Raw genomic sequence first — 24,311 nt, 5'->3', positions numbered from 1 at the left:
CTGCGCTACCGGCCCGCGTCGACCACGGGACCGACGGCCGCTTCTGTCGGCTGGAGCGGTACGGGCTGGGTCGGCAGCACGATCTCGCGTACGGAGAGGTAGACGGCGCGTACGGCGAGCGTCCGTTCGACCTCGTCCAGGATCGGGGCGAAGAACTGGCGGCGGTGTTCCACGTCGCTCATCGAGGTGACCGCGAAGTACATGCTGCCGAAGCCGGCCAGCAGGGTGGCGTTGCCGAGCAGTGCCAGCGGCACCGGCAGTCCGGCGCCGAGCATCGCCGGGGGTTCACCGATCCACTGCTCGGCGGTCTCCGGCTGGACCACGATCAGTCCGAGCAGCAGGAAGAAGCTGAACAGTCCGACCCCGACCACCAGGGCCTGTACGAGTTGCCGGGTGGCGAGCATGAGCAGCAGGTTGCCCACCTGCCGGCCGTTGAGCGGCACCGGTTGCAGGGGTCCGTCCGGGGCGACCTCCTCGATCGGCAGGCTGGCCAGCGGGGTGCGCTTGCAGGACGAGGAGAGCCGTTCTGCGCTGAGATCCTGCTCCACCCGGCCGATCTCGTCGCGGAGCCGGCCGGCGGCGGCCAGGATGGTCACCGCGGTGAACAGGCTGAGCACCAGACCCAGGCGGTACCAGGGCAGCCGGTTCATCGCCTGCCACAGTTCGCCGGTGAAGAAGAAGAACAGGGTGACGAAGAGCAGCAGCGGCAGGGCCCGGCCCTGTAGCCGGACGCTGTTGCGCATGTCGTCAACCGCGTGCCGGATGGCGCGGCGCAGCAGCGGGACCACGCCGTAGCTGGTGGCCAGCCAGGAGCCGGTGAACAGCAGCGCGAACGCGGCCACCGAGGTGACGGTGATCTTCAACTGTCCGTCGTGCAGCCAGAGCGCGAGCGGCGGTACGACAACCGGCACCACCGCGTACGCGACCAGGATCGTGATCATCATCCGCCGGGAGAAGTGCGGCAGGCGGCGGCCGAACCTGGTCAGCGCGGACCAGCCGGCCAGTCCGGCGGCGGCCACGATCGCGAGCAGCACCCAGCGGGCGGTGCCGGTGGCGGCCTGCAGGATCACCCAGGCGAGGTCGGCTACCACGACCACGGCGAGGAACGGCAGCATCCGGGGGAGGATGTGCCGGTCGAAGTCGTACCCGGCGATCATCTGTGGCACGCCGTGACGGACGAACCAGCGCTCGGCTTGTCGGACCAGGGCGCGGGAGGCGGTGATGGGCACCCGCTGATCCTGTCAGAGCGCGGGCACCGGTCAATCCGCCGTGGCGGCGTACGGGAATCGAGCGCGGAGCTTGCTAGTCTGCTGTAGACACCGGTATTACCGGTTACGACGATGGTGCGGAGGAAACGGTCATGGGCGTGAGAATCCAGGTGGCCTTCGACGCGGCCGACCCGCACGCGCTGGCCCGCTTCTGGGCCGAGGCGCTGCGCTACCAGCAGGAGGACCACAGTGCGCTGGTCGGTCAGCTACTCGACGGCGGTCAGCTACAGGAGCACGAGGTGATCGAGGTCGACGGCCGTCGCGCCTTCCGCGACGTGGCGACCTGCACGGACCCCGACGGCACCGGCCCCCGGCTGTTCTTCCAGCGGGTGCCCGAGCCGAAGACCGCGAAGAACCGGGTGCACCTGGACCTCCAGGTCGGTCCGGAGGTGGCGAAGGCGGAGGTCGAACGCCTGCTCGAACTGGGCGCCACCATCGCCTGGGTCACGTCCGACCGGGGCCCGGTCAACACCACCCTGCACGACCCCGAGGGCAACGAACTCTGCGTGAGCTGAGCAGCGCTCGTCAGGTGCGCGCGGCATCCCGATCGGCGTCCTCGTCCTCGATCCGGATGCCGAGCGCACCCGCGAGCGTGTACGACAGCGCGATCAGGTCGGCTCGCGCGACGATCGCACCGGCCAGGCTCGTCACCCCGCCGATTCCGGCCAGGGAACAGTTGACGAACCGGGTGCCCGGCATTTTCGCGTGGCTGAACTGGGCGCCGGTCAGGTCGCAGTCGGTGAAACGTACGCCGCCGAGGTCGGCGTTGGTGAAGTCGGCCCGGCTCAGGTTGCAGCCCTCGAACACGACGTGCTGGAAGTTCGAGAACCGGAACGAGGCCAGGTCGAGCCGGCACTGCGCGAACGTCACGTCGCGCAGTGAGCCGTTGACCCAATGCAGGCCGGTCATCCGTGCGGTCGACAGCCGTACCCGCAGCAGGCTCGACTTCTCCACCCGCAGGTTGGCCAGGTTCGAGCTTTCCACCAGGCAGTCGCTGAACTTGGCCCCGTCGAGGGAGGTGCCGCTCAGGTCGGTGCCGCGCAACCGGCAGTGCTCGAACTCCACCGCGTCCGCCGACCGGCCGGACAGGTCCAGGTCCACGAATCCCAGCCGGCGGAACGTCGCCTCGTGGTCGAGGTCGTGTTCCTCGACCGTGGCCAGGTCCAGCGACGCGGGTCGTTTCGGCTCCACCGGCGCCCGCTCGGCGGCCGACCGACCGCTGTCCCGGCGTACCGCGCGTACTGGCATGCCCGCACGGTAGCCGAACCGGCTGGGGGTGCCGGGACGGCGGGGCGGGTGTGGATCGGGTCGGGTGGTGGGTAAGACCCGACGCATGACGTACTCCGTTGGTGTTGTGCCGACCCGGTCGGGCGGCGGCCGTGCCCTCTTCGTCGCGAGCCGGGTGGGCCGGTGACCAGGGTCGCGGTGATCGCCCACCGCAAGAAGACGCTCGGCGGCGGGCTCGGCGAGCTGCGTCGGCGGCTCACCGACGAGGGCATCACAGACCCGATCTGGTACGAGGTGCCGAAAAGCCGTAAAGCTCCCAAGAAGGTACGGAAGGCGCTGGACAAGGGAGCCGAACTGATCCTGGTCTGGGGCGGGGACGGCATGGTCCAGCACTGCGTGGACACCCTCGCTGGCTGGGACGGTGCCACCGGGATCCTGCCGGCCGGCACGGCGAACCTGCTCGCCACCAACCTCGGCATCCCGCAGGACCTCGACGAGGCACTTCGGATCGCCCTGCACGGCGAGCGTCGCCGGATCGACCTCGGTCGGGTCAACGGGCAGCACTTCGCGGTGATGGCCGGCGCCGGCTTCGACGCGGAGATGATCTCGGACGCCGACCGGCAGCTGAAGGACAGCATGGGCAAGCTCGCCTACGTCTGGACCGGCCTGCGGCACGTACGCGACGAGGTCGTGCCGGTGAAGATCAAGGTCGACGGGGAGAAGTGGTTCGACGGCGAGGCGAGCTGCGTGCTGTTCGGCAACGTCAGCACGATCACCGGCGGGATCGAGGCCTTCGACGACGCCCGCCCCGACGACGGCCGGCTGGAGATCGGCGTCGCCACCGGGCACGGGGTGATCGACTGGGCCCGTACGCTCGGCCGGATGGCGGTCGGCCGGTCCGAGAACTCTCCGCTGCTGGAGATCACCCAGGGGCGGAAGGTCGACGTACGGTTCGACACACCACAGACGTACGAGGTCGACGGCGGTGCGTGCGGCACCGGCAAGCGGCTGAAGGTACGGGTGGTGCCGTCCGCCATCACGGTGTGCGTACCGGCCCAGCGTGACGGCGACCAGGCGACGGACGGCTAGTAGAGGTCAGAGGCCCTGTCCGACCTCGATCAGGTAGCCGTCGGGGTCGCGCAGGTAGCACCGGATCTCCGTACCGTGGTCCTTCGGTTCGGTGATGAAGTCCGCGCCGCGGGCCTTCCACTCCTGGTAGAGCGACCGGATGTCGGTGACCCGTACGTTCATCGCACAGCTCAACGTGTTGGAGTCGGCCGGCGCCTTGGCCTGCACCATCGGCTTGTCGTCCGTCGGACCGCCCTCGACGTTGATGATGATGTAGCTGTTGTGGAAACGGAGGATCAGCGGGTTGCTCTCGTGGACACAGGTGGCCCCGAACACCCGCTCGTAGTACTCCCGTGACCGGTCGATGTCACGGACTATCAACAGGGTGGCGAGGAAGATCCCCGCCTCGGGCTTGAAATAGTCGGGTGCCACGTCGGTTGTCATGGTTGCCTCCTGTTCAGCGGGCCGAGCGGAGCCGAACCAGTTCGGCGTCGGGCAGATCCCGCAGGTACAGCCCATGACGAGCCGACAGGATCCAGGCGCCGGGACAAATCCGGATCGCGCTTGCTACCCGAGCCGGGACACCCGAAACGCGGTGGCGCTGGCGTGTCGGACCAGATCGACGTGTACGCGGGCGACGACCCTGCGGGTCACCCCCCGGCTGCCCGGTCGGCTGTCTCCTCGCTTGCCTGTCGGGATGGCCCGTCGGTTCCGAGGATGGCGCGCAGGCCTCGGCCGTAGACCTCGGTCGGAACCGCGTCGGGGTCGATCAGGTGCTGGAAGGCGACGCCGACGTCCAGCGCGGTCATCAGGGCGGCCAACTGGTCGGCGGGCATGGGCGGGTTGCCCCCGGTCCGCTCGACGATCTCCTTCGCGTTGCTCGCCCGGACCACGCGCAGCCACGCCGCGATCGACTCCCGTGCCTCCGGGGTGCGCATCCCGTACAGCCAGAACTCGACGATGGCCATGGCGAACCGGCGTACCTTGGGCAGCGGGAGGGTGGCGTCGTAGTCGGCGCCGAGGTGACGCAGCCAACCGGCGTACGAGATGTCGGCGTCGGCCTCGGTACCGGGGTAGGCCGGATGGTCGTCGGTGAGGCGGCGTTCGAGGATCGCCGCCACCAGCCCGGTCTTGCTCTCGAAGTTGGCGTAGATCGCGCCCTTGGTCAGCCCTGCCTCGGCCGCCACCTCGTCGAGCGAGGTCCGGTGGATGCCCCGTTCACCGAAGAGCGTCTCCGCCGCGTCCAGCAGGTGCTGTCGGGTGCGCTGTTGCTGCTGCGCGCGGGTGAGTCGATCGCTCATGTCGTGATCCTGCCACAACAGGCGCGTTGACATTCTGATCGGTATCCGGATACTCCTTGGTATCTGAATACTGATCGGTATGTGAAGAGGTGGTGCGGGATGCTGCACGTCGAACACCTGACGAAGATCTACCGAGGTGGCCTGCGCGCCAACGACGACCTCTCCCTCGAAGTCCGTCCCGGCGAGGTCCTCGGCCTGCTCGGCCACAACGGCGCCGGCAAGACCACCCTGCTCAACCAGGTCGCCGGCCTGGTCCGACCGACCTCCGGCACGCTGCGGCTGGACGGCCGTGACCCGGTCACCGACCCGGCGTACGCGCGTGCGGTCTGCTCGGTCCAACTCCAGGCACAGGCACCGTTGGCCGGGGTGACGCCGAGACAGGCGATCGAAATCCTCGGCCGGATCCGCGGCGGCAAACGGCAACGGGTACGGCAACGTACCGGAGAACTGCTCGCCGCCCTCGACATCGCCGAGTGGGCGGACGTACCCGGAGAACGCCTCTCCGGGGGTGTCCGCCGGCTGACCGCGTTCTGCATGGCGGCGGTCGAACCCGGCCGGCTGGTGATGCTCGACGAGCCCACCAACGACGTCGACCCGGTCCGCCGCCGCCTGCTCTGGCAGCAGGTACGCGACCTCGCGGCAGACGGCTGCGCGGTCATCCTGGTCACCCACAACGTGGCCGAGGCAGAACGGAGCGTCGACCGGATCGTGGTGCTCGACCACGGCCGGGCGGTGGTCACCGGCACCCCCGCCGAACTGCGCAACCGGGTCACCGCCGACCTGCGGCTCGAACTGACCTGCACGCCGGGGCTGCCGCCGCCCGCGCCACCGGCCTGGGTCGGCACCGTCACGGTCACCGGCCGTCGGATGGTCCTGCCGGTCGACACCGACCAGACCGAACGGGCCGTCGCCTGGGCGCTCGGCCTGCGCGGCGCCGGCACCATCACCGAGTTCGCCCTGCACCCGGTCAGCCTCGAAGACGTCTACGTCGGCCTGACCGCCGGCACCGAGAAGGAAACCGGCGATGCGATCCTGGCTGCGTAGCTACCTGCTGCTCCTGCGCTGGAGCACCATCCGACTCAAGCACACCCTCCCGCTGATGGTCATCATCCAGACCATGCTGGCGGTCGGCATCGTGATCGGCTTCTCGTTCCTGATCCCCACCATGGACCAGGCCACCGCGCTCTACCTGTCGATCGGTGCACCCACCCTCGGCCTGATCACCGTCGGCATGGTGCTCGCACCGCAGCTGGTCGCCGAGGCCAAGACCGCCGGCACCTTCGACTACAACCGCACCCTCCCGGTGCCCCGGTCCGCGATCCTCGCCGCCGACCTCAGCACCTGGCTGGCGACCGCACTGCCCGGACTCGTCCTGGCGCTGCTCACGGCGACGATCCGGTTCGACCTCACGCTCGACATCAGCCCGCTCGTCGTGGCGGCCGTCCTGCTCGTCGCGCTGACCGCAACCGCGATCGGGTACGCGATCGCGTACGCCACCTCGCCGACGGTCGCCAACCTGATCGCCCAACTGATCGTCTTCGTCGCGCTGATGTTCGCCCCGATCAACTTCCCCGCCGACCGGCTACCCGAATGGCTGCAGACCGTGCACCGGGCACTGCCGTTCCAGTACATGGCCGAAGCCGTACGCGACACCCTGGCCGTCCCGCCGGACGGGGTCAGCGCACTGCCGTTCGCCGTACTGGCCGTGTGGTGCGTACTCGGGCTCACCATCACCCTGCGGATCATGACCCGGCGGGCATGACGGGTGCAGCCGGTGGAGGGCTCAGTCGTCCTCGGCCTCGGAACGACGGATGCCCGCCAGGTGATCGGCGAACGGCCCGAAGCCGACCTTGCGGCGCCGCTCGTCGAGGCCGGCAAGGTCCTCGATCGGTTGTGGGGTCGGCTCGTCCAGGTTCTCCGGTAGGTACCAGAACTGGGTGCCGTACAGCTGCGGTTTTCCCTCCGCCCGCAGGACCCGGTCGGTGAGATAGGCGAGGTGGCCGGGGCTCGCCTCACCGTCGCTCACCGCCTGTTCGAGCAGGGCCAGACACTCGCGCTGGAAGGCCGGGTCACGGTCGGCGTGCTGGGCCAGCAGCCAGGCGGCGACGGCGGCCTCATCGCCGACGTCGCTGCGGCGGGGCCAGCCGTGCCGGTCGAGAATCCCCTTCAGCCAGGCGGTGTTCTCGGCGTCGACCGCCTCCACCCGGGCCCAGTCGGCGTGGTCGACCGGCCGCTTCGGCAATTCGGACCGCGCCTGCTGGTCCCGATCCACCCGGGCGACGAGTTCCGTCGCGAGTTCCGAGTTGGATTCCGCGGTGGGTTTCGCGGTGGGTTCCGCGTTGGATTCCGCGGTGGGTTTCGCGTTGGATTCCGCGGTGGGTTCCAAGTTGGAGTCCGCGGTGGGTTCCGCGGTGCTTCGGTGTTCCGCCGGCCCGGTCACCGGTCGGCCCTAGCGGCCGGCGCCGGCATGGGTGCGACGATCAGGATCGGGTTGCCGTCCGGGTCCGCGACGTACGCGGCCCGTTCCTGCCAGGGCTGGTCGGCCGGTTCGAACAGCACCGGAACTCCGACGCTACGTAGATCCTCGATCGCGCGGTCCACGTCGTCGGTGTACACGCACACCTCCGTACGCCGGCCGTTGTCCGCACCCCGAGGAATGCCGTGCAGCCCCGTGTCGTCCGCCCGGCCGAAGGCGAACTGAGCCCCGCCGAGCCTGAGTACGACGAACTCCGGCTCGCCGTCCTGCTCCGGCGGAAAGCGGTAGGACTCGGTGAATCCGAGGCGCTCTCGATAGAACGCGGTGAGTCGTGCTGGATCGTCGCTCAGAATGATCGGAAAGGGATCACGGAACGCAACCGCCATGCCCGTGACCATAGGCGCGGATGGTGACGGTCGGCAAGACAGTCAGGCCTGTCAGCAGGGCATGTGTGTCGGCCGCCCGGTGGCGGGTCGCCGCTGGGGGGAGAATGGATCACCATGGAACAACAGGTGCACTTCGTGACCGTGGCGACCGCCGATCTTGATGCCGCGCGGCGCTTCTATGTCGACGGACTCGGCTGGAATCCGACGCTCGACGTACCCGGCGAGATCCTCTTCTTCCAGATCGGACCGGGGATGATGCTCGGCCTCTTCGACGCCGAGCAGTTCACCGCCGACCTCGGCCCGGGTGATCTCGGCACCGCCCACCTCGGGGCGGCGGCCCCGGCCGACGCCACACCGCGCGGCTTCACCCTCTCGCACAACGTGGCGAGCCCTGAGGAGGTCGACCGGGTGCTCGCCGCCGCGGCCGCCGCCGGTGCCGCCATCCGCAAACCCGGTCAGCCGGCGTCCTTCGGCGGCTACCACGGCCACTTCGCCGACCCGAACGGCCTCCTCTGGGAGATCGCCCACAACCCCACCTGGTCCATCACCCCCACCGGCACCGTCATCCTCTAGCCCCACCCGTCGCGTTGATCATGAAGTTAGCGCGCTCTGAGAGCGAAAATCCGTCGCTAACTTCATGATCAACGCGAACCTGGGGTCAGGTGCGGAGGCGGAGGGCGCGGGGGGTGGGGCGGAAGCCGGCTGTGGTTAGGGCGGCGGCTAGGGGACTGGACTGGACCGAGTCGCCGTCGGCGCGTTCCACCGACAGGGGGCCGAGGGCGCCGGAGTGGACGGCGTCGGCCAGTGCCTTCGCGGCCAGGACCAGGGCGTCGTCATCGTCCACGAAGGACAGTAGGGTGCGGCCGCCACGTTCGACGTACAGGGCCAGGTCACCGGCGACCAGGATCACCAGGGCACCGGCCTTGCGACCGGCCCGGTGCCCGCTCGCCCCGCGCTCACCGTCACCGGAGTCGACCGCCCGCTCCGGCCAGGGCAGCGCGGCACCGTACGGGTTCGCCGGGTCGGTCGCGGCGAGGACCAGCGCGCTGCCCGTACGCCGACGGCCGTCGTCCGGTTCGGCCAGCGCGCGCAGCCGGTCCACCGCCCCCGGTACGGCGAACTGCGCCGCACCCAGTCCCTCGACGAAGTAGCCCCGCCGGGCGGCACCGCGTTCCTCCATCGCCACCAGCACCGGATACACGCCCGCGAACCCGCCGACGATCCCCTCGGCGGCAACCGCGCCCCTGGTCACCAGTCCGTGCCGTTCCAGCAGCAGATCGGCCAGGGCGGCGGCCCGCCGGGTCGGGTCGGTGTCCCGATCGGGCAGCCGGGACCAGCGACCGGCGACCGCCGGTGGCCCGCCCCGAGCCGGCAGCGCCGGTCGACCGGGACGCCGGTAGCGGGTACGCGGTGCGCCAGGCCGGGCCCGGTGCGCACCCCGTCCGCCGAGCAGCGCCCGCAGGGGGGCGATGGTGTCGTTGGTCAACCAGCCAGCCCAGGCCAGCTCCCAGACGGCGGCGACCAGGGGCTCATCGTCGGTCGAGCCGACCCGGTCGGCCAACGCCCGGAAGAAGAGCGCCTGCCCGTCGCCGAGCGCGTCCAGCACCGACTGGTGCAGCGGGGTGAGGGCGAGCGCCGGATCGGGCGGCGGCAGCAGCAGTGGGGCGGAGTCGGCGTACGCGAGGCTGACCCAGCCGTCGGCGGCGCCGATCGCACCGGTCCCGGCCCAGGTCACCTCGCCGCTGGCGCAGAGCTCGTCCAGGTACGCGGGGGAGTAGTCGGCCACCCGTGCGGGCAGGATCAGGCTCTCCAACGCGGACGCGGGCACCGCGACACCCTGCAACTGTTCGATCGCCGCGGCGACCGCCTCGACGCCCCGCGCGTTGCCGCCGATCTGCTGCCAGCGGGGCAGGAAGGTGGCGAGCGTACGCGGCGGCACGGGTTCGATCTCCCGGCGCAGCGCGGCCAGGGAACGGCGCCGCAGCAGCCGCAGCACCTCCGCGCCGCACCACTCGGTGCCGGTGCCGGCCGGTGAGAACTCGCCCGAGACCACCTGCCCGGTGGCGGCGAGCCGGCGCAGCGCCTGTTCGACCACGAACACGCCGAGCCCGAACCGGGCCGCGCAGGTGGCCGCCGCGAACGGCCCGTGCGTACGGGCGTAGCGGGCGACCAGGTCGCCGAGTGGATCGACCACCGGCTCCAGGTACGCCTGCGCGATACCGACCGGCAGGGCGACCCCGAGCGCGTCGGAGAACCGGCCGGCGTCCTCGACCCCGATCCAGCGCTCCTGTCCCGCGATGCGTACCCGCAGGATCCGGCGGGTCGCCGCCAACTCGGCCAGCCACTCCGGGCGGGCGCCGCGTTCGACCAACTCCGCCTCGGTCTGGTCGCCGAGCAGCCGGAGCAGCTCGACCACGTCCTCGCCGTCGCGGGGCCGGCGCTGCTCGGTCAGCCACTGCAATTGCCGCTCGGTCTCGGCGACCACCGCCGGGTCGAGCAATTCGCGCAGGTCCACCCGGCCGAGCAGCTCGCCGAGCAGGGCCGAGTCGAGGGCGAGCGCGGCGGCCCGGCGTTCGGCCAGCGGGGCGTCGCCCTCGTAGAGGAAGGCGCCGACGTAGCCGAAGAGCAGCGACCGGGCGAACGGCGACGGCTGGTTGGTCTCCACCTCGACCAGCCGGATCTTCCGCGCGGCGAGGTCGCGCATCAGCCCGACCAGCGCCGGTACGTCGAAGACGTCCTGCAGGCACTCGCGGGCCGCCTCCAGGGTGATCGGGAAGTCGGCGTACTCGCGGGCGACGTCGAGTAGTTGGGCGGCGCGTTGGCGCTGCTGCCAGAGCGGTTGCCGGCGCCGAGGGTCGCGTCGGGGCAGCAGCAGGGCGCGGGCGGCGCACTCGCGGAACCGAGCGGCGAACATCGCCGAGCCGCCCACCGCCTCCTGCACGATCTGCGCGATCTCGTCCGGGTCGAAGCCGACCAGGTCGGCACCGGGTGGTTCGTCGGCGGTGTCCGGCAGCCGCACCACGATGCCGTCGTCGCTCGGTACGACCTGCGCGTCCACCCCGTACCGTTCGGCCAGCCGGCGGCCGATCGCGAGCGCCCAGGGGCCGTTGACCCTGGCCCCGAGGATCGAGTGCACGGCGAGCCGCCAGTCGCCCAACTCGTCGCGGAAGCGCTCGACCACCACGGTCCGGTCGTCCGGCAACGACCGGGTAGCCTCCCGCTGCTCCCGCAGGTACGCGACCAGGTTGCCGGCCGCCCAGGCGTCCAGCCCACCGTCGCGCAGCGCGGTGACGGCCACCTCGTCGTCCTGTTTCGCCAGGGTGCGCAGTCGGGCGCCGATGGCCCGGCCCAGCTCGATCGGGCGGCCGAGGCTGTCGCCCTTCCAGAACGGCATCCGGGCGGCCTGGCCGGGGGCGGGGGAGACCAGCACCCGGTCCGGGGTGATGTCCTCGATCCGCCACGACGAGGAGCCGAGTAGGAACACGTCGCCGATGCGCGACTCGTAGACCATCTCCTCGTCCAGCTCGCCGACCCGGGCGGACCGGGTCGCCCCGGCGAGGAAGACACCGAACAGGCCCCGGTCGGGGATGGTGCCGCCGCTGGTGACGGCGAGGCGCTGGGCGCCGGACCGGCCGGTGAGCAGGTCGGTGCCGCGATCCCAGACCAGCCGTGGGCGCAGTTCGGCGAAGGCGGTCGACGGGTAGCGGCCGGAGAGCATGTCCAGCACCGCGTGCAGGGCCGAGTCGGGCAGTTCGGCGAAGGGTGCGGCCCGGCGGACCAGTGCGGCGAGGTCGGGCACCCGCCACTCGTCCAGCGCGACCATCGCGATGATCTGCTGCGCCAGTACGTCGAGCGGGTTGCGCGGGTAGTGCAGCTCCTCGATCGCCCCGTCGCCCATCCGTTCGGCGACCACCGCGCAGGAGATCAGGTCGCCCCGGTGCTTGGGGAAGACGACGCCTCGGGAGATCGCGCCGACCTGGTGCCCGGCCCGGCCGACCCGTTGCAGGCCGGCGGCGACACTCGGCGGGGCCTCGATCTGGACCACCAGGTCGACCGCGCCCATGTCGATGCCGAGTTCGAGGCTGGAGGTGGCGACCACGGCGGGAAGCTGGCCGGACTTGAGCGCCTCTTCGATGTGCTTGCGTTCCTCGCGGGAGACGCTGCCGTGGTGGGCCCGCGCGATCACCGCTGGAGCCCCGGTGGCCGAGCCGGACTGGGCCATGATCTCCGCCGGCAGCCGGTCCGGCACCGCGTCGCGGGCGGCGACCGGCGCGGCCGGGTCCAGCGCGGAAGCGGCCTGCTCGTCGGCGGCGAGTTCGTTGAGCCGGGCGCAGAAGCGCTCCGCGCCGCGCCGGGAGTTGGTGAACACGATGGTCGACCGGTGTTCCCGGATGAGCTGGTAGACCCGTTCCTCGACCGCGGGCCAGATGGAGGCGCGGCGGGGGGTGCCGAGTTCGTCGTCGTCGGGCGGGTTGCGTTCGTCGAGTCGGGTCATGTCCTCGACCGGCACCTCGACGCTGACCTCGATGGTCTTCGGCGTACGGGGCTGCACCACGTCGACCGGTCGGGCACCGGCGAGGAAGCGGGCGGTGGCGTCGATCGGTCGTACGGTGGCGGAGAGTCCGATCCGCTGTGCCGGTCGGGGCAGCAGCTCGTCGAGGCGTTCGAGGGAGAGGGCCAGGTGGGCGCCGCGTTTGGTGGCCGCGACCGCGTGCACCTCGTCGACGATCACCGACTCGACCCCGCGCAGCGAGTCGCGGGCGGCCGAGGTGAGCAGCAGGAACAGCGACTCGGGGGTGGTGATCAGGATGTCCGGCGGGGTACGGGTGAACGCCCGCCGCTCGTCGGCCGGGGTGTCGCCGGTACGCATCCCGACGGTGATCTCCGGTGGCGGCAGCCCGAGCCGGGCGGACGCCTGCCGGATGCCGGTGAGCGGGGCGCGCAGGTTGCGTTCGACGTCGACGGCGAGGGCCTTGAGCGGGCTGACGTAGAGCACCCGGCAGCGCTGCTTCGGGTCTTCCGGTCGGGGTTCGCGGGCCAGCCGGTCCAGCGACCAGAGGAAGGCGGCCAGGGTCTTGCCGGATCCGGTCGGCGCGACGACGAGGGCGTTGTGACCGGCGCCGATCGACTGCCAGGCACCGGCCTGGGCGGCGGTGGGTGCGGCGAACGCGGCGGCGAACCACTCACGGGTGGCCACCCCGAACCGCTCCAGCACGTCCGCCATGGCGCCAATCCTGCCCCGCGCCTACGACAATCGGCACACCGCCGTGGTGCTTTGCGACTCTTATACCCTTAAAGGCTTATTCCTACGTTAAGTGTTACTTAACTGCTTGCTGGGCTACTGCGACATAAAGTAACTTCTCCGGCAGTCCGAGGTCGGTACGGAGGGGACCGGATGACTGCCGAACAGCACAGCACCGAGCGCGGCACCGACGTACTCATCCGCAAGGTCGACGGGCACCTGGCCGCACTCCGCCTCGGCCTGCGGGGCGCCGACCTCGAACTAGCCGAACGGGTCGGCGCCTGCCTGCGCGTCCTGGTGCTCGACACCGCCCAGGCCAGCGCCGCCGACCGGGCCCAGGTCCGGGCCGCGGTGCACTACTTCGTCCTGCGCCGCGAGGGCCGCGGCAAACTGGTCGCGGTTCGTTCGCTCGCCGCGGCCCAACACCTGGTGAACCGGGTCGTGCTCCAACTCGGCCGACCCGACCTGCTGATCGGGTCCACATCGGACTGAATGGCCCCGACTGACCCACCCGGTAGACTGCACCCGGCCGACGAGTGACCGGACGGGGAGACGACAAGCGATGTGGGACGGGCGTCTGATCCGCCGACCGATCGGTCGGCTGGTCGTCGCTGTCCTGCTCACCCTGCTCTCGCTCACCGCCGTACACGGGGCGAGTTCCGCCGACACACCGGCCGGCGCCCTGGCCAGCCCGCACGCGTCCATCGGTGCCGCGCTGCAGCACAACACCCCGGTGCACGGCCGGGGCGAGGCGGAAACCGGCTCCGGCCGCGGGGCCGCCCGAGCACTCGCCGGGGCGGAACTACGCCCGCCCGCGCCGGAATCCGTTGCCGTGCGGGTGCGGTCGGTCGCACTGCCGGTCGTACCGGTCGAGGTCTCCGCACCGATCACCGGACACCGGGCGGCGCCGCGTTCGCGGACCGTCTCCGGGCCGTCCAGCCGCGCACCGCCGGCCTGAGCCGCCGCCGCGCCACCGGCTGATCTTCGCGGTCCGGGACCTGCGGAACACTCCTGGCCACAGCCCTGCTTGATCCGCCGCAGGGTCGGGGCCTGGGCCTTCGTCGATGCCCGCGGCCGCGTCGCCGGCTGATTTCCGTCCCGCAGTCGCGGTCCGGACCCGTCGGCCTCGCCCACTTCCGGTACGCCGTGCCGCCCGGCCCCCGGCTCTGCGGTGTGGTGTGGCAGCCCTGACGCGGTTTAGTCCAACTTTCGTTATTTGCCGGCATTATCGACGTTTATGCCGCCTGATCCCCCGTAGCCACAGACCCTGGACAAGGGCCTGCGATGACACCTACCTGGAGAACGCATGCTGGTGCTGCTGAGCCTCCACCTCGCGCTGGCGCTGATCGCGCCACTGCTCGTCCGTTGGTGGGGTCGCCGCGCCTGCTACCTGCTGGCGCTCGCCCCGGCGGCCGTCTTCGGCTGGGCCGTCGCCATCACCGGTACGGTCCGCGACGGCGGCACGGTGGCCGAGACGTACGGCTGGGTCCGGCAGTTGCACCTCGACCTGGCCCTGCGGGTCACCACGCTCTCCTGGCTGATGGTGCTCCTGGTCGGCGGGATCGGCGCCCTGGTGCTGGTCTACTGCGCCCGGTATTTCGCCGCCGACGACTCCGGCCTCGGCCGCTTCGCCGCCACCTTCGTCGGCTTCGCCGGTGCCATGTTCGGCCTGGTCGTCTCGGACAACCTGGTCCTGCTCTACGTGTTCTGGGAACTGACCACGGTCTGCTCCTACCTGCTCATCGGCCAGAACCCGGAGAAGTGGGCCAGCCGGCGGGCCGCCGCCCAGGCACTCGTGATCACCAGTGTCGGCGGGCTGGCCATGCTGATCGGCCTGATCATGCTCGGCCAGCGCGCCGGCACGTACCGGATCTCCGAACTGGCAGACGCACCGCTGCCCACCGACGGGTACCTCGCCACCCTGGTCGTGCTGCTCCTCGTCGGGGCGCTCACCAAATCCGCGATCTTCCCGGTCAGCTTCTGGCTGCCCGCGGCGATGGCCGCACCCACCCCGGTCAGCGCGTACCTGCACGCGGCGGCGATGGTCAAGGCCGGGGTCTACCTCGTCGCGCTCTTCGCCCCGCTGTTCGCCGACGACCAGCCGTGGCGGCTGCTGGTCTACGTCGCCGGGGCGGTCACCATGCTGCTCGGCGGCTGGGCGGCACTGCGCCAGACCGACCTGAAACTGCTGCTCGCGTACGGCACGGTCAGCCAGTTGGGGCTGCTGTTCATCCTCACCGGCGCCGGCACCCGGGACGCCGAACTCGCCGGCATCACCATGCTGCTCGCCCACGCCCTGTTCAAATCCGCGCTCTTCCTCGTCGTCGGCATCGTCGACCACAGCGCCGGCACCCGCGAACTGCCCGCGCTCTCCGGACTGTGGCGACGGATGCCACTGGTCTTCGCCGCCGCCGTACTGGCCGTGGCGTCGATGGCGGGGCTGCCGCCGCTGCTCGGCTTCGTGGGCAAGGAGGCGGTGTTCGAGGCGTTCCGGCACGACCCGTTACTGCTGACCGTCCTCGTCGCCGGTGCCACCCTCACCGTCGCCTACAGCCTGCGTTTCCTCTGGGGGGCGTTCGCCACCAAAGCGGCGCTGCCGGCCACGCCGACCGAACCGGTGGCGGTCGCCATGCTCGCCCCGGTCGGGCTGCTCGCGGTGGCCGGGCTGGCGCTGGGCGTACTGGCCGGACCGGTCGACGACCTGCTGGTCCCGTACGCCGGGCAGTTCGGTCCGGGGAAGTACCACCTCGCGCTCTGGCACGGACCCGGACTGGCGGCCGGGCTCACCCTGGTCGCGCTGGCCGGCGGCGGGCTGCTGTTCGCCCTGCGGCACCGGATGGCGCGGCTGGTGGAACGGATGCGTGCCCCGTTCGACGGCGGGACCGCCTACGAGCGGGTCACCTACTGGCTGGACCGGGTGGCGGTCGAGGTCACCGGCGCGACCCAGCGCGGTTCGCTGCCGCAGTACCTGGGCACCATCCTGGTGGTCCTGGTCGTGGTGCCGGGCGGCGCGCTGCTGATCGGCCGGCCCTGGCCGGAGCGGATCGCGCTCTGGCACAGCCCGGTGCAACTGGTGGTCGCGGTGGTGCTCGCCACCGCCGCGGTGCTCACCGTACGGGCCCGCCGCCGGCTCACCGCGATGGTGCTGGTCGGCGTCACCGGCTACGGCACCGCGATGATGTTCATCCTCTACGGCGCACCCGACCTGGCACTGACCCAGTTCCTGGTCGAGACGGTCTCGATCGTGATGTTCGTGCTGGTGCTGCGCCGGTTGCCGGCCAACTTCTCGGCCCGCCCGCTGCGCGCCAGCCGGTGGCTGCGGGCCGGCATCGGCGCGGCCGTCGGCGTGGTCATGGCCGGGCTGGCGCTCGTCGCGGCCGGCGGCCGGGAGGCGGTGCCGATCTCGGTCGACTTCGCCGAGCTGGCCGTCTCGTACGGCCACGGCCGCAACATCGTCAACGTCACGCTGGTCGACATCCGGGCCTGGGACACCATGGGCGAGATCGCGGTGCTGGTGGTGGCCGCCACCGGGGTGGCCAGCCTGATCTTCCAGCGTCCCCGGGCCGGCCCCGGTCCCCGCCGGCCGAACCTCGGTCGCCGGGGCCCGAGCCGGCCGGAGCGCCGCCGGGAACGGGTCTGGCTACGGGCCGGACCGACCCTGCGCGACCGGCGTCGCTCGATCGTCTTCGAGGTGGTCACCCGGCTGATCTTCCACACCATCGTGCTGTTCTCCCTCTACCTGGTGTTCTCCGGGCACAACGCGCCCGGCGGTGGGTTCAGCGGTGGGCTGGTGGTCGGGCTCGCGCTGGCCGTGCGCTACCTCGCCGGGGGCCGGTACGAACTCGACGAGGCGGCGCCGGTCGACGCCGGACTGGTCCTCGGCACCGGACTGTTCGTCTCGGTCGGTGCCGGAGCGCTGGCCCTGCTGGCCGGCGCGGAGGTGTTGCAGAGCGCCGTACTCGACCTGTACCTGCCGGTGATCGGTGAGGTGCACCTGGTCACGTCGCTCTTCTTCGACATCGGCGTGTACCTGATCGTGGTCGGCCTGGTGCTGGACATCCTGCGCAGCCTCGGCGCCGAGGTGGACCGGCAGATCGAGGCCGGCGAGGGACCCGAAACCGAACTGGAACCGTTGCGAGAGCGGGAGCTGACATGATCCCCAACCTGGTCCAGGCGGTGACCGTCGGCGTGCTCGTCGGCGCCGGCGTCACCCTGCTGCTGGAACGCAGCCTGACCCGGGTGCTGCTCGGCGTCATCATGCTCGGCAACGGGGTCAACCTGATGATCCTGCTCGGCGGCCGCAGCGGTGCCGCGCCGATCGTCGGCGTCACACCCGAGTCGGAGATGAGCGACCCGCTGCCCCAGGCGATGGTGCTCACCGCGATCGTCATCACCCTCGGCATCACCGCGTTCCTGCTCGCCGTCGGCTACCGCAGCTGGCAGCTCTTCGGCCACGACGAGGTGCAGGACGACCTGGAGGACCAGCGGATCATGGTGCTGGCCCAGCGGGACGAGGTGACCCGCGGGGACGAGCCGGTCGACGAGCCTGCGGACGAACCCGACGACGACGGCGAGGACCCGGAACAGGTACCCGGCCCGGCCGGACCGTTCACCCGCCACGACGGCACCGGCCCCGACGGTCCCGTGGGCTCCGGACGTTCAGGCGGTGGTGGGCGATGAGCTACCTGGTTCCGCTGCCGGTGGTGATTCCGTTGCTGGCGGCCGCGTTGACGCTGGTCCTGGCCCGATACCCGGTCGCGCAGCGGCTGGTCAGCATCACCGCGCTGAGCACCACCCTCGGTGTCGCGGTGGTGTTGCTGGTGCAGGCCAGCCGGGAGGGCCCGCTGGTCGTGTACGTCGGCGGCTGGCCGGCACCGGTCGGCATCGTGCTCGTCGCCGACCAGCTCTCCGCGCTGATGCTGGTGGTTTCCGCCGCGGTGACCCTCTGCGTGCTGCTCTACTCGATCGGCGAGGGCCGGGGGGACGGTTCCGAGTCGACCCCGGTGACCATCTACCACCCCACCTACCTGGTGCTGACCGCCGGTGTGACGAACGCGTTCCTCTCCGGCGACCTGTTCAACCTCTTCGTCGGCTTCGAGATGCTGCTCGCCGCGAGCTACGTACTCATCACGCTCAGTGGCACCGGCGTACGGATCAGAGGCGGTACGACGTACGTGGTGGTCAGCCTGCTCTCCTCGCTGATCTTCCTGAGCGCGATCGGGCTGATCTACGGGGCCACCGGCACGCTCAACCTGGCCCAGCTCGCCGGTCGGCTCGACGCGCTCCCGGCGGAACTCCGGCTGGTCCTGCACCTGATGCTGCTGCTGGCTTTCGGGATCAAGGCGGCGGTCTTCCCACTGTCGGCCTGGCTGCCGGACAGCTACCCGACCGCTCCCGCCCCGGTCACCGCGGTCTTCGCCGGGCTGCTCACCAAGGTCGGCGTGTACGCCATCATCCGTACCGAGACACTGCTCTTCCCCGGCGGCCAGGTCGACGACCTGCTGCTGGTCGTCGCGCTGCTCACCATGGTGATCGGCATCCTCGGCGCGGTCGCCCAGTCCGACATCAAGCGGCTGCTCTCCTTCACCCTGCTCAGCCACATCGGATACATGATCTTCGGGGTGGCGCTGACCTCGCTGGCCGGGCTGTCCGGGGCGATCTTCTACGTGGTGCACCACATCACCGTGCAGACCACCCTCTTCCTCGCCACCGGGTTGGTCGAACGCCGGGGCGGCACCACCAACCTGGACCGGCTCGGCGGGCTGGCCCGGGTGGCGCCACTGCTCGGCATCCTGTTCCTCGTACCCGCGCTCAACCTGGCCGGCATCCCGCCGTTCTCCGGCTTCCTCGGCAAACTCGGCCTGCTCCAGGCCGGGGTGGCGCAGGGCGGTGCGCTGCCCTGGCTGCTGGTCATTGGCGGCACCCTCACCAGCCTGCTCACCCTCTACGCCACCATGAAGGTCTGGAACCTGGCCTTCTGGCGTGCACCGAGGCTGGCCGACCCGCACACCCCGGCCGGACTTCCACCGATCATGGTCGGCGCCACCCTCGCCCTGGTCGCCCTCGGCATCGGGCTGACCGTGGTCGCCGGTCCGCTCTACCAGCTCAGCGGTGACGCGGCCGAGGACCTGCGACAACGCACGCCGTACGTGGAAGCGGTCTTCCCGGTGGGCACGCCGTGACCGGGCCGCCGCAGGCCACCACCAGTCGACCCGTCACCAACCGGGGACGGTGGCGCGACCAGTTGGTCACCGTGGTCTGGCTGGTGCTGGTCTGGAACCTGCTCTGGGGCGAGTTCACCTGGGGCAACGTGCTCGGAGGTGCGCTGGTCGCGCTGCTGGTCCTGGTGTTCTTCCCGCTGCCACGGGTGACCTTCGACGGCCGGATCCGGCCGCTCGGGCTGCTCCGGTTCGCCGCCCGGTTCATCGCCGAACTGCTCACCGCCAGCGTCCAGGTCGCCTGGATCGCGATCCGTCCGGACGGCGTACGGCACAGCGCCATCATCGCCGTACCGCTGCGGGTGCGTTCGGACCTGAACCTGACCCTGACCGCCGAGGCGCTGTCGCTGGTCCCCGGCACGCTCATCGTCGAGGCGATCCGTGACACCGGCACGCTCTACGTGCACGTGCTGGACGTACGTGGTCCCGCCGACGTCGAACGCGCCCGGCGGGACGTGCTCGCGGTCGAGGAGCGGATCGTCCGGGCCACGGGCTCCGCCGCCGAACTGCGCCTGCTGACCGGACCGGGTCCGTCGGCCGCCGACCAGCCCCCGTCCGCCCCGCCCCCGTCTGCCCCGCCCCCGTCTGCCCCGTCCCCGTCCGCCCCGTCCCCGTCCGCCTCGCCACCGACGGGTCCAACCCGGCCGTCCGGTCGGGACGGATCCGATCCGCCGCCGTCCACCCGTACCGATGAAGGAGCGACCGAATGAGCGTCGTGATCGTGATCGTCACCGCCCTGCTCTCCGTCGCGGCGCTGCTGGCCCTCTACCGCATCGTCCGCGGCCCGTCCCTGCTGGACCGGGTCGTCGCCACCGACCTGCTGCTTGCCGTCATCGTCGGCGCGGTCGGCACCGAGGCGGCGATCAACCGGCACGCGACCACGCTGCCGATCCTGGTGGTCCTCGCCATCCTGGGCTTCGTGGCCTCGGTGGGCGTGGTCCGGTTCGCCGCCCGGGAGGATTCGTGAGCGACGTCGCCGACCTCCTCTCGGCGGCCTTCCTGGTCGCCGGTGCGCTGCTCAGCCTCGCCGCCGGCATCGGTGTGGTGCGTTTTCCCGACGTGCTGTCCCGGATGCACGCCGCGACCAAGCCGCAGATCCTCGGACTGCTGCTCATCCTGATCGGGGTGGGACTGCGGCTGCGTACGGGCGCCGACATCGCCACCCTGGTCCTGGTCGGGGTGTTCCAGTTGGCGACCGCCCCGGTGGCTGCGCAGATGGTGGGGCGGGCCGCGTACCGTGCCGGTCGGCATCGTTCAGACCTGTTGGTGACCGACGAACTCGCCGACGCCGCCCCCGCCAACCCCGACCGTTGAGTCGCGGCCCACAGCAGCAGACGGCGTGAAGATCAACCGGGAGCTGGATCCGGTCAGATCGGGTGAGGAAGGCGCCTTCCTGGACGAAGAGCGATACCAAGGGCCCTTCCTCACCGGGCGGGGGCGGACTCGTGAGGGTTCGGGTGATTGGCCAGGTCGTCCGGATAAACTGTCGGCATGATCGACTCCTCTGCCCAGGAGGGCAGTAGTAGCCAGCCGGGTACGACCCGGCGCCCCTCCCACCGACCGACGAACCGGGGAGCCCTGAGCCCTCCGTGTTGATCGCGATCGGCCTTCTTCTGATCATCGTGCTCACGGCCGCGACGGGTTACTTCGTGGCCCAGGAGTTCGGCTACGTCGCCGTCGACCGCGGCAAACTCAAACAACTCGCCGACGACGGTGACCCGGCCGCCCAGCGCGCGCTCAAGGTCACCGGACGGCTCTCGTTCATGCTCTCCGGCGCGCAGCTCGGCATCACCCTGACCGCCCTGCTCGTCGGGTACGTCGCCGAGCCCTTCCTCGGTGACGGACTCGCCGACCTGTTCGGCGTGGCGGGTGTGCCCGACGGGGTCACCATGCCGCTGTCCATCGCACTGTCGCTGGTCATCGCGACCGTCGTGCAGATGGTGCTCGGCGAACTGGCGCCGAAGAACCTCGCCATCGCCCGCGCCGAGATGCTGGCGCTGAAGCTCAGCCGCTCGACCCTGATCTACCTGACCGTCGCCGCCCCGGCGATCCGCCTCTTCGACGCCGCCGCCACCCGGCTGCTGCGCCGGGTCGGCATCGAGCCGATCGAGGAACTGCCCAGCGGCGCCACCCCGGAGGACCTGGAGCAGATCATCGCCGAGTCGCGCGAGGAGGGGCAGCTCGACGTCGCCATGTCCACCCTGCTCGACCGGGGGCTCGACTTCCGCCAGCTCACCGCCGCTGAGGCGATGGTGCCACGGGTGGCGGTGCACACCGTACAGGCGGACGAGCCGGTGAGCCGGCTGGTGGAACTGCTCGACACCGGCCACTCCCGGTTTCCCGTACGCGGGACCGAGGGCGTCGACGACGTGATCGGGGTCGCCGGCATCGCCGACGTACTCGGGGTGCCGCCGGAGCGGCGGTCCACCACACTGGTCGCGGACGTGGCCGTACCCCCGTTGCTGGTGCCCACCACGTTGCCGCTGCCGACGGTGCTGGACCGGCTCCGGGCCGGGCACCGGCAGCTCGCCTGCGTGGTCGACGAGTACGGCGGTTTCGCCGGTGTGATCACGCTGGAGGACATCGCGGAGGAACTGGTCGGCCCGATCCGGGACGAGGACGACCCGCCCGAGCCGACCCCGATCCGGCAGCCGGACGGTTCCTGGGTGGTGCCCGCCCGCTGGCGGATCGACGAGGTCGCCGACAGCACCGGCATCGCGCTGCCCGAGGCGCCCGAGTACGACACCCTCTCCGGGCTCGTCATGCGCGAGCTGGGCCGGGTGCCGGAGGTCGGCGACCGGTTGGAGATCAACCTGTCGGCCGAGTCCGAACTTCCCCGGCCGCACCCGAAGGCCCTGGTCGAGGTGCTCGCGGTGGACCGGCACGTAGCCGACTCGGTCCGGCTCGCGCTGGTCGGCCAGAACGCGCTCGGCGCCGGCTCCGAACACCCCGAGGTGACCGCATGAGTACGACCTGGGCGCTGCTCATCTCGGTGCTCCTGCTCGCCCTGAACGGCTTTTTCGTGGCGGCCGAGTTCGCCCTGGTCGCGAGCAAGCGGTACCGCCTGGAACAGGTCGCGGCCAACGGTGGCCGGGCGGCGAAGGCGGCCCTGGACGGGGTACGCGAACTCGGCCTGATGCTGGCCGGTGCGCAGCTCGGCATCACCGTCTGCACGCTGGGCCTCGGTGCCCTCGCCGAGCCGGCGATCGAGCACCTGGCCAGCCCGGTGCTGCACGCGGTGGGGCTGCCGGCGGCGGCCAGTCACGTGATCGCCCTGCTGTTCGCGCTGCTGCTGGTGACGTTCCTGCACCTGGTGGTCGGCGAGATGGCGCCGAAGTCCTGGGCGATCACCGACGCGGAGCGTTCCGCGGTGCTGCTGGCCCTGCCGTTCCGGGGTTTCGCCCGGGTGGCCCGGCCGCTGCTCACCGCGCTCAACGGTCTGGCCAACGTGATCCTGCGCCTGGCCAAGGTACGACCGCAGGACCAGTTGGCCCAGGCGCACGGGCCGGAGGAACTGCGGATGCTGCTGGAGCAGTCGGCCGAGCACGGGCTGCTCGCCGCGGACCAGCAGCAGTTGCTGACCAGCATGCTGGAGTTGCAGGGCACCACGGTGGCCGACGTGATGGAACCGGTGGACCGGATCGTCTCGGTCCGGCGGGAGGACACCGCGGACCGGATCGAGGCGGTGAGCCGGGACAGTGGCCGGTCCCGGCTGGCCGTGCTGGAGGGCCCGGACCTGGTGGCCGGCATGGTGCACGTACGCGAGGCCGTACGCGCGACCACGGCGGGCCGGGCGGCGACGGCGGAGCAGCTGATGACCCCGGTCTTCAGCCTGGCCGCCACCGCCACCGTCACCGAGGCGGTCGCCGCGATGCGGGCCCGTCAGGCACAGCTCGCCCTGGTCACCGACCGGGTCGGGGTCGGTCGGCCGGTCGGCTTCGTCGCGCTGGAGGACCTCCTGGAGGAGGTCATCGGCGAGTTCGACGACGAAACCGACCAGGTCCCGCGCGGTCGCCGACTGCGCTGACTTGTTCACCGCGCGGTCGCCGACTGCGCTGACTTGTTCACCGCGCGGTCGTCCGTGCTGATCGAGAAACGTGAGCGTCAACCGGGCGGGGTGGTCGAATCGGCCGCCCCGCCCGGTCGCGTTGGGGCAGGATCGGCAGGGCAGGCCCCGGCGTGGAGGGACGGCCGACGGTGCTCTTCGGTGGCGCGTCACCCGGTACGGGCTTCGCCGTCCGTACGACGCTGACCAATCCGAGCACCCGGCCGGGGCTCGACCTGCCGGGACGGGTACGGATGGTCGGCGGTGACGAACCGGTGCCGATCGCGCACGTGGTCGTGGGACTGGTCACCAGGGTCGAGCCGGCGGACGGCGGCGACGGCTACCTCGAGTACGAGTTCGGCCGGGTACGGGTCGCCGGGGCGGTCGTGTTGGGGCCGGGGGAGCGGCGGGACGTCGCGTTCGCCGTACCGATGCCCTGGGAACTTCCGGTGACCGTGGTCAACGGCGTACCCCGGCTCAACCTGCCGATGGCGTTGCGGACCGAGGTGGCTCTCGGCCCGGATCTGAACCGGGGTGGCCTGACCGGTGTTTTCGTCCATCCGCTGCCGGCTCAGGAGCGGATCCTGTCGACGTTCGAGAGCCTGGGCTTCACGTTGCGCCAGGTGGGCCTGCAACAGGGGGAGTTGCCGGGGGTGAGGCAGGCGCTGCCGTTCCACCAGAAGATCGGTTACTGGGCGGCGCCGCTCTACGCCGGCCCGTTCGCCGAGGTGGAGCTGACCTTCCTGGCCGGTCCGCAGGCGTTGGAGGTGGTCTTCGCACTGGACCGGCGGCTGGCGCTGGCCGGAGCGAGCCACTACAGCCTGACCCGGTTCCGGGTACCGCACGCCGACGTCGACCGGTTCAACTGGGTCGAGGTGGTGGACGGATGGATACGGCACGCGGTGGCCCGGCACGCCGCCGCCCGCTCCGGTGCCACCGACGGCCCGGTCATGCCCGAGTCCGTCCACACCAACCGCCCCCCCGACCTACCCCCCGAAGGCGAGGGCCTCACCGGCACCGCCGGCGGCGAGGGCGGAATCTAACCCCCCAACCCCCCCGCCCCGCCCCCCGTCCCCCACC

Annotated in this window: 23 protein-coding genes; 16 read left to right on the top strand and 7 right to left on the bottom strand. The window is 71.2% G+C overall.

What is annotated here, in order from left to right; genetic code table 11:
* Positions 1-5: 5 nt before the first annotated feature.
* The gene (locus AB0J90_RS23170) at positions 6-1,229 is read right to left on the bottom strand and encodes a hypothetical protein (protein ID WP_363598974.1); all 1,224 of its coding nucleotides are present in this window, start codon (positions 1,227-1,229) and stop codon (positions 6-8) included.
* A 131-nt stretch (positions 1,230-1,360) separates the two neighbouring features.
* Between AB0J90_RS23170 and AB0J90_RS23165 the strand changes: the two genes are divergently transcribed.
* Positions 1,361-1,783: a VOC family protein gene (locus AB0J90_RS23165; RefSeq protein ID WP_363598972.1), complete on the top strand. Its 423-nt coding sequence runs from the start codon at positions 1,361-1,363 to the stop codon at positions 1,781-1,783.
* A 10-nt stretch (positions 1,784-1,793) separates the two neighbouring features.
* Here AB0J90_RS23165 and AB0J90_RS23160 read toward each other — a convergent pair whose 3' ends face one another.
* Positions 1,794-2,516, bottom strand: a complete 723-nt coding sequence (locus AB0J90_RS23160; RefSeq protein ID WP_363598970.1) for a pentapeptide repeat-containing protein — start codon at positions 2,514-2,516, stop codon at positions 1,794-1,796.
* A gap of 162 nt (positions 2,517-2,678) precedes the next feature.
* Here AB0J90_RS23160 and AB0J90_RS23155 point away from each other — a divergent pair, with 162 nt between their 5' ends.
* Complete coding sequence (locus AB0J90_RS23155) at positions 2,679-3,584, top strand: diacylglycerol kinase family protein (RefSeq protein WP_363598968.1); 906 nt, start codon at positions 2,679-2,681, stop codon at positions 3,582-3,584.
* Positions 3,585-3,590: 6 nt separating this feature from the next.
* On the opposite strand, the gene AB0J90_RS23150 is transcribed toward AB0J90_RS23155, so the two are convergent.
* Together AB0J90_RS23150 and AB0J90_RS23145 are read right to left on the bottom strand one after the other, a co-directional pair.
* Entirely contained in the window at positions 3,591-4,007 is a 417-nt protein-coding gene (locus tag AB0J90_RS23150) for a VOC family protein (RefSeq protein WP_363598966.1), read from the bottom strand.
* Between the two features lie 206 nt (positions 4,008-4,213).
* Positions 4,214-4,864 (bottom strand): helix-turn-helix domain-containing protein, encoded by a 651-nt coding sequence (locus tag AB0J90_RS23145; protein WP_363598964.1) that lies wholly within the window; start codon positions 4,862-4,864, stop codon positions 4,214-4,216.
* 99 nt (positions 4,865-4,963) lie between these two features.
* On the opposite strand from AB0J90_RS23145, the gene AB0J90_RS23140 reads away from it, so the two are divergent.
* Entirely contained in the window at positions 4,964-5,908 is a 945-nt protein-coding gene (locus AB0J90_RS23140; RefSeq protein ID WP_363598962.1) for an ABC transporter ATP-binding protein, read from the top strand.
* The gene (locus AB0J90_RS23135; RefSeq protein ID WP_363598960.1) at positions 5,889-6,626 is read left to right on the top strand and encodes an ABC transporter permease; all 738 of its coding nucleotides are present in this window, start codon (positions 5,889-5,891) and stop codon (positions 6,624-6,626) included. Before AB0J90_RS23140 ends, AB0J90_RS23135 begins: the two co-directional genes overlap by 20 nt.
* Positions 6,627-6,647: 21 nt before the next feature.
* On the opposite strand, the gene AB0J90_RS23130 is transcribed toward AB0J90_RS23135, so the two are convergent.
* Together AB0J90_RS23130 and AB0J90_RS23125 are read right to left on the bottom strand one after the other, a co-directional pair.
* Positions 6,648-7,250: a DUF6624 domain-containing protein gene (locus AB0J90_RS23130; RefSeq protein WP_363598958.1), complete on the bottom strand. Its 603-nt coding sequence runs from the start codon at positions 7,248-7,250 to the stop codon at positions 6,648-6,650.
* Between the two features lie 50 nt (positions 7,251-7,300).
* Complete coding sequence (locus AB0J90_RS23125; RefSeq protein ID WP_363598956.1) at positions 7,301-7,726, bottom strand: VOC family protein; 426 nt, start codon at positions 7,724-7,726, stop codon at positions 7,301-7,303.
* 114 nt (positions 7,727-7,840) lie between these two features.
* Between AB0J90_RS23125 and AB0J90_RS23120 the strand changes: the two genes are divergently transcribed.
* Positions 7,841-8,299, top strand: a complete 459-nt coding sequence (locus AB0J90_RS23120; RefSeq protein ID WP_363598954.1) for a VOC family protein — start codon at positions 7,841-7,843, stop codon at positions 8,297-8,299.
* Positions 8,300-8,384: 85 nt separating this feature from the next.
* On the opposite strand, the gene AB0J90_RS23115 is transcribed toward AB0J90_RS23120, so the two are convergent.
* A complete protein-coding gene (locus AB0J90_RS23115; RefSeq protein WP_363598952.1) occupies positions 8,385-12,950 on the bottom strand; it encodes an ATP-dependent helicase in 4,566 nt (1,521 codons plus the stop codon).
* A 171-nt stretch (positions 12,951-13,121) separates the two neighbouring features.
* Here AB0J90_RS23115 and AB0J90_RS23110 point away from each other — a divergent pair, with 171 nt between their 5' ends.
* From AB0J90_RS23110 to AB0J90_RS23060, 11 genes are all read left to right on the top strand, one after another.
* Positions 13,122-13,460 carry a hypothetical protein gene (locus AB0J90_RS23110; RefSeq protein ID WP_363598951.1) on the top strand — a complete coding sequence of 113 codons (339 nt, stop codon included), beginning with the start codon at positions 13,122-13,124 and terminating at the stop codon, positions 13,458-13,460.
* A gap of 70 nt (positions 13,461-13,530) precedes the next feature.
* Complete coding sequence (locus tag AB0J90_RS23105) at positions 13,531-13,926, top strand: hypothetical protein (RefSeq protein ID WP_363598949.1); 396 nt, start codon at positions 13,531-13,533, stop codon at positions 13,924-13,926.
* Between the two features lie 348 nt (positions 13,927-14,274).
* Positions 14,275-17,124 (top strand): Na+/H+ antiporter subunit A, encoded by a 2,850-nt coding sequence (locus AB0J90_RS23100; RefSeq protein WP_363598947.1) that lies wholly within the window; start codon positions 14,275-14,277, stop codon positions 17,122-17,124.
* Positions 17,121-17,648 (top strand): Na(+)/H(+) antiporter subunit C, encoded by a 528-nt coding sequence (locus AB0J90_RS23095; RefSeq protein ID WP_363598945.1) that lies wholly within the window; start codon positions 17,121-17,123, stop codon positions 17,646-17,648. Before AB0J90_RS23100 ends, AB0J90_RS23095 begins: the two co-directional genes overlap by 4 nt.
* The gene (locus AB0J90_RS23090; protein WP_363598943.1) at positions 17,645-19,150 is read left to right on the top strand and encodes a Na+/H+ antiporter subunit D; all 1,506 of its coding nucleotides are present in this window, start codon (positions 17,645-17,647) and stop codon (positions 19,148-19,150) included. The genes AB0J90_RS23095 and AB0J90_RS23090 overlap by 4 nt, the downstream gene beginning before the upstream one ends.
* Entirely contained in the window at positions 19,147-19,896 is a 750-nt protein-coding gene (locus AB0J90_RS23085) for a Na+/H+ antiporter subunit E (RefSeq protein WP_363598941.1), read from the top strand. Before AB0J90_RS23090 ends, AB0J90_RS23085 begins: the two co-directional genes overlap by 4 nt.
* Entirely contained in the window at positions 19,893-20,153 is a 261-nt protein-coding gene (locus AB0J90_RS23080) for a monovalent cation/H+ antiporter complex subunit F (RefSeq protein ID WP_326560262.1), read from the top strand. The genes AB0J90_RS23085 and AB0J90_RS23080 overlap by 4 nt, the downstream gene beginning before the upstream one ends.
* Positions 20,150-20,500, top strand: a complete 351-nt coding sequence (gene mnhG / locus AB0J90_RS23075; protein WP_363598939.1) for a monovalent cation/H(+) antiporter subunit G — start codon at positions 20,150-20,152, stop codon at positions 20,498-20,500. Before AB0J90_RS23080 ends, mnhG begins: the two co-directional genes overlap by 4 nt.
* Positions 20,501-20,775: 275 nt before the next feature.
* Positions 20,776-22,152 (top strand): hemolysin family protein, encoded by a 1,377-nt coding sequence (locus AB0J90_RS23070; protein ID WP_363598937.1) that lies wholly within the window; start codon positions 20,776-20,778, stop codon positions 22,150-22,152.
* A complete protein-coding gene (locus tag AB0J90_RS23065) occupies positions 22,149-23,213 on the top strand; it encodes a hemolysin family protein (RefSeq protein WP_363598935.1) in 1,065 nt (354 codons plus the stop codon). Before AB0J90_RS23070 ends, AB0J90_RS23065 begins: the two co-directional genes overlap by 4 nt.
* A gap of 152 nt (positions 23,214-23,365) precedes the next feature.
* Positions 23,366-24,274 carry a sporulation protein gene (locus tag AB0J90_RS23060; protein ID WP_363598933.1) on the top strand — a complete coding sequence of 303 codons (909 nt, stop codon included), beginning with the start codon at positions 23,366-23,368 and terminating at the stop codon, positions 24,272-24,274.
* Positions 24,275-24,311 lie beyond the last annotated feature (37 nt).

This window comes from Micromonospora sp. NPDC049523, from assembly GCF_040676775.1.
GTDB lineage: Bacteria > Actinomycetota > Actinomycetes > Mycobacteriales > Micromonosporaceae > Micromonospora_G.
The sequence above is the reverse complement of the archived record's forward strand: the minus strand, read 5'-3'. Positions and strand labels throughout refer to the sequence as shown.

Excerpts from the sequence above, each read along its gene's own strand:
- AB0J90_RS23065 (WP_363598935.1), top strand. The coding sequence starts at position 22,149 with ATGAGTACGACCTGGGCGCTGCTCATCTCGGTGCTCCTGCTCGCCCTG.
- AB0J90_RS23135 (WP_363598960.1), top strand. The coding sequence starts at position 5,889 with ATGCGATCCTGGCTGCGTAGCTACCTGCTGCTCCTGCGCTGGAGCACC.
- AB0J90_RS23125 (WP_363598956.1), bottom strand. The coding sequence starts at position 7,726 with ATGGCGGTTGCGTTCCGTGATCCCTTTCCGATCATTCTGAGCGACGAT.
- AB0J90_RS23090 (WP_363598943.1), top strand. The coding sequence starts at position 17,645 with ATGAGCTACCTGGTTCCGCTGCCGGTGGTGATTCCGTTGCTGGCGGCC.
- AB0J90_RS23160 (WP_363598970.1), bottom strand. The coding sequence starts at position 2,516 with ATGCCAGTACGCGCGGTACGCCGGGACAGCGGTCGGTCGGCCGCCGAG.
- AB0J90_RS23150 (WP_363598966.1), bottom strand. The coding sequence starts at position 4,007 with ATGACAACCGACGTGGCACCCGACTATTTCAAGCCCGAGGCGGGGATC.
- AB0J90_RS23110 (WP_363598951.1), top strand. The coding sequence starts at position 13,122 with ATGACTGCCGAACAGCACAGCACCGAGCGCGGCACCGACGTACTCATC.
- AB0J90_RS23120 (WP_363598954.1), top strand. The coding sequence starts at position 7,841 with ATGGAACAACAGGTGCACTTCGTGACCGTGGCGACCGCCGATCTTGAT.
- AB0J90_RS23140 (WP_363598962.1), top strand. The coding sequence starts at position 4,964 with ATGCTGCACGTCGAACACCTGACGAAGATCTACCGAGGTGGCCTGCGC.
- AB0J90_RS23105 (WP_363598949.1), top strand. The coding sequence starts at position 13,531 with ATGTGGGACGGGCGTCTGATCCGCCGACCGATCGGTCGGCTGGTCGTC.
- AB0J90_RS23145 (WP_363598964.1), bottom strand. The coding sequence starts at position 4,864 with ATGAGCGATCGACTCACCCGCGCGCAGCAGCAACAGCGCACCCGACAG.
- AB0J90_RS23080 (WP_326560262.1), top strand. The coding sequence starts at position 19,893 with ATGAGCGTCGTGATCGTGATCGTCACCGCCCTGCTCTCCGTCGCGGCG.
- AB0J90_RS23115 (WP_363598952.1), bottom strand. The coding sequence starts at position 12,950 with ATGGCGGACGTGCTGGAGCGGTTCGGGGTGGCCACCCGTGAGTGGTTC.
- AB0J90_RS23165 (WP_363598972.1), top strand. The coding sequence starts at position 1,361 with ATGGGCGTGAGAATCCAGGTGGCCTTCGACGCGGCCGACCCGCACGCG.
- AB0J90_RS23100 (WP_363598947.1), top strand. The coding sequence starts at position 14,275 with ATGCTGGTGCTGCTGAGCCTCCACCTCGCGCTGGCGCTGATCGCGCCA.
- AB0J90_RS23095 (WP_363598945.1), top strand. The coding sequence starts at position 17,121 with ATGATCCCCAACCTGGTCCAGGCGGTGACCGTCGGCGTGCTCGTCGGC.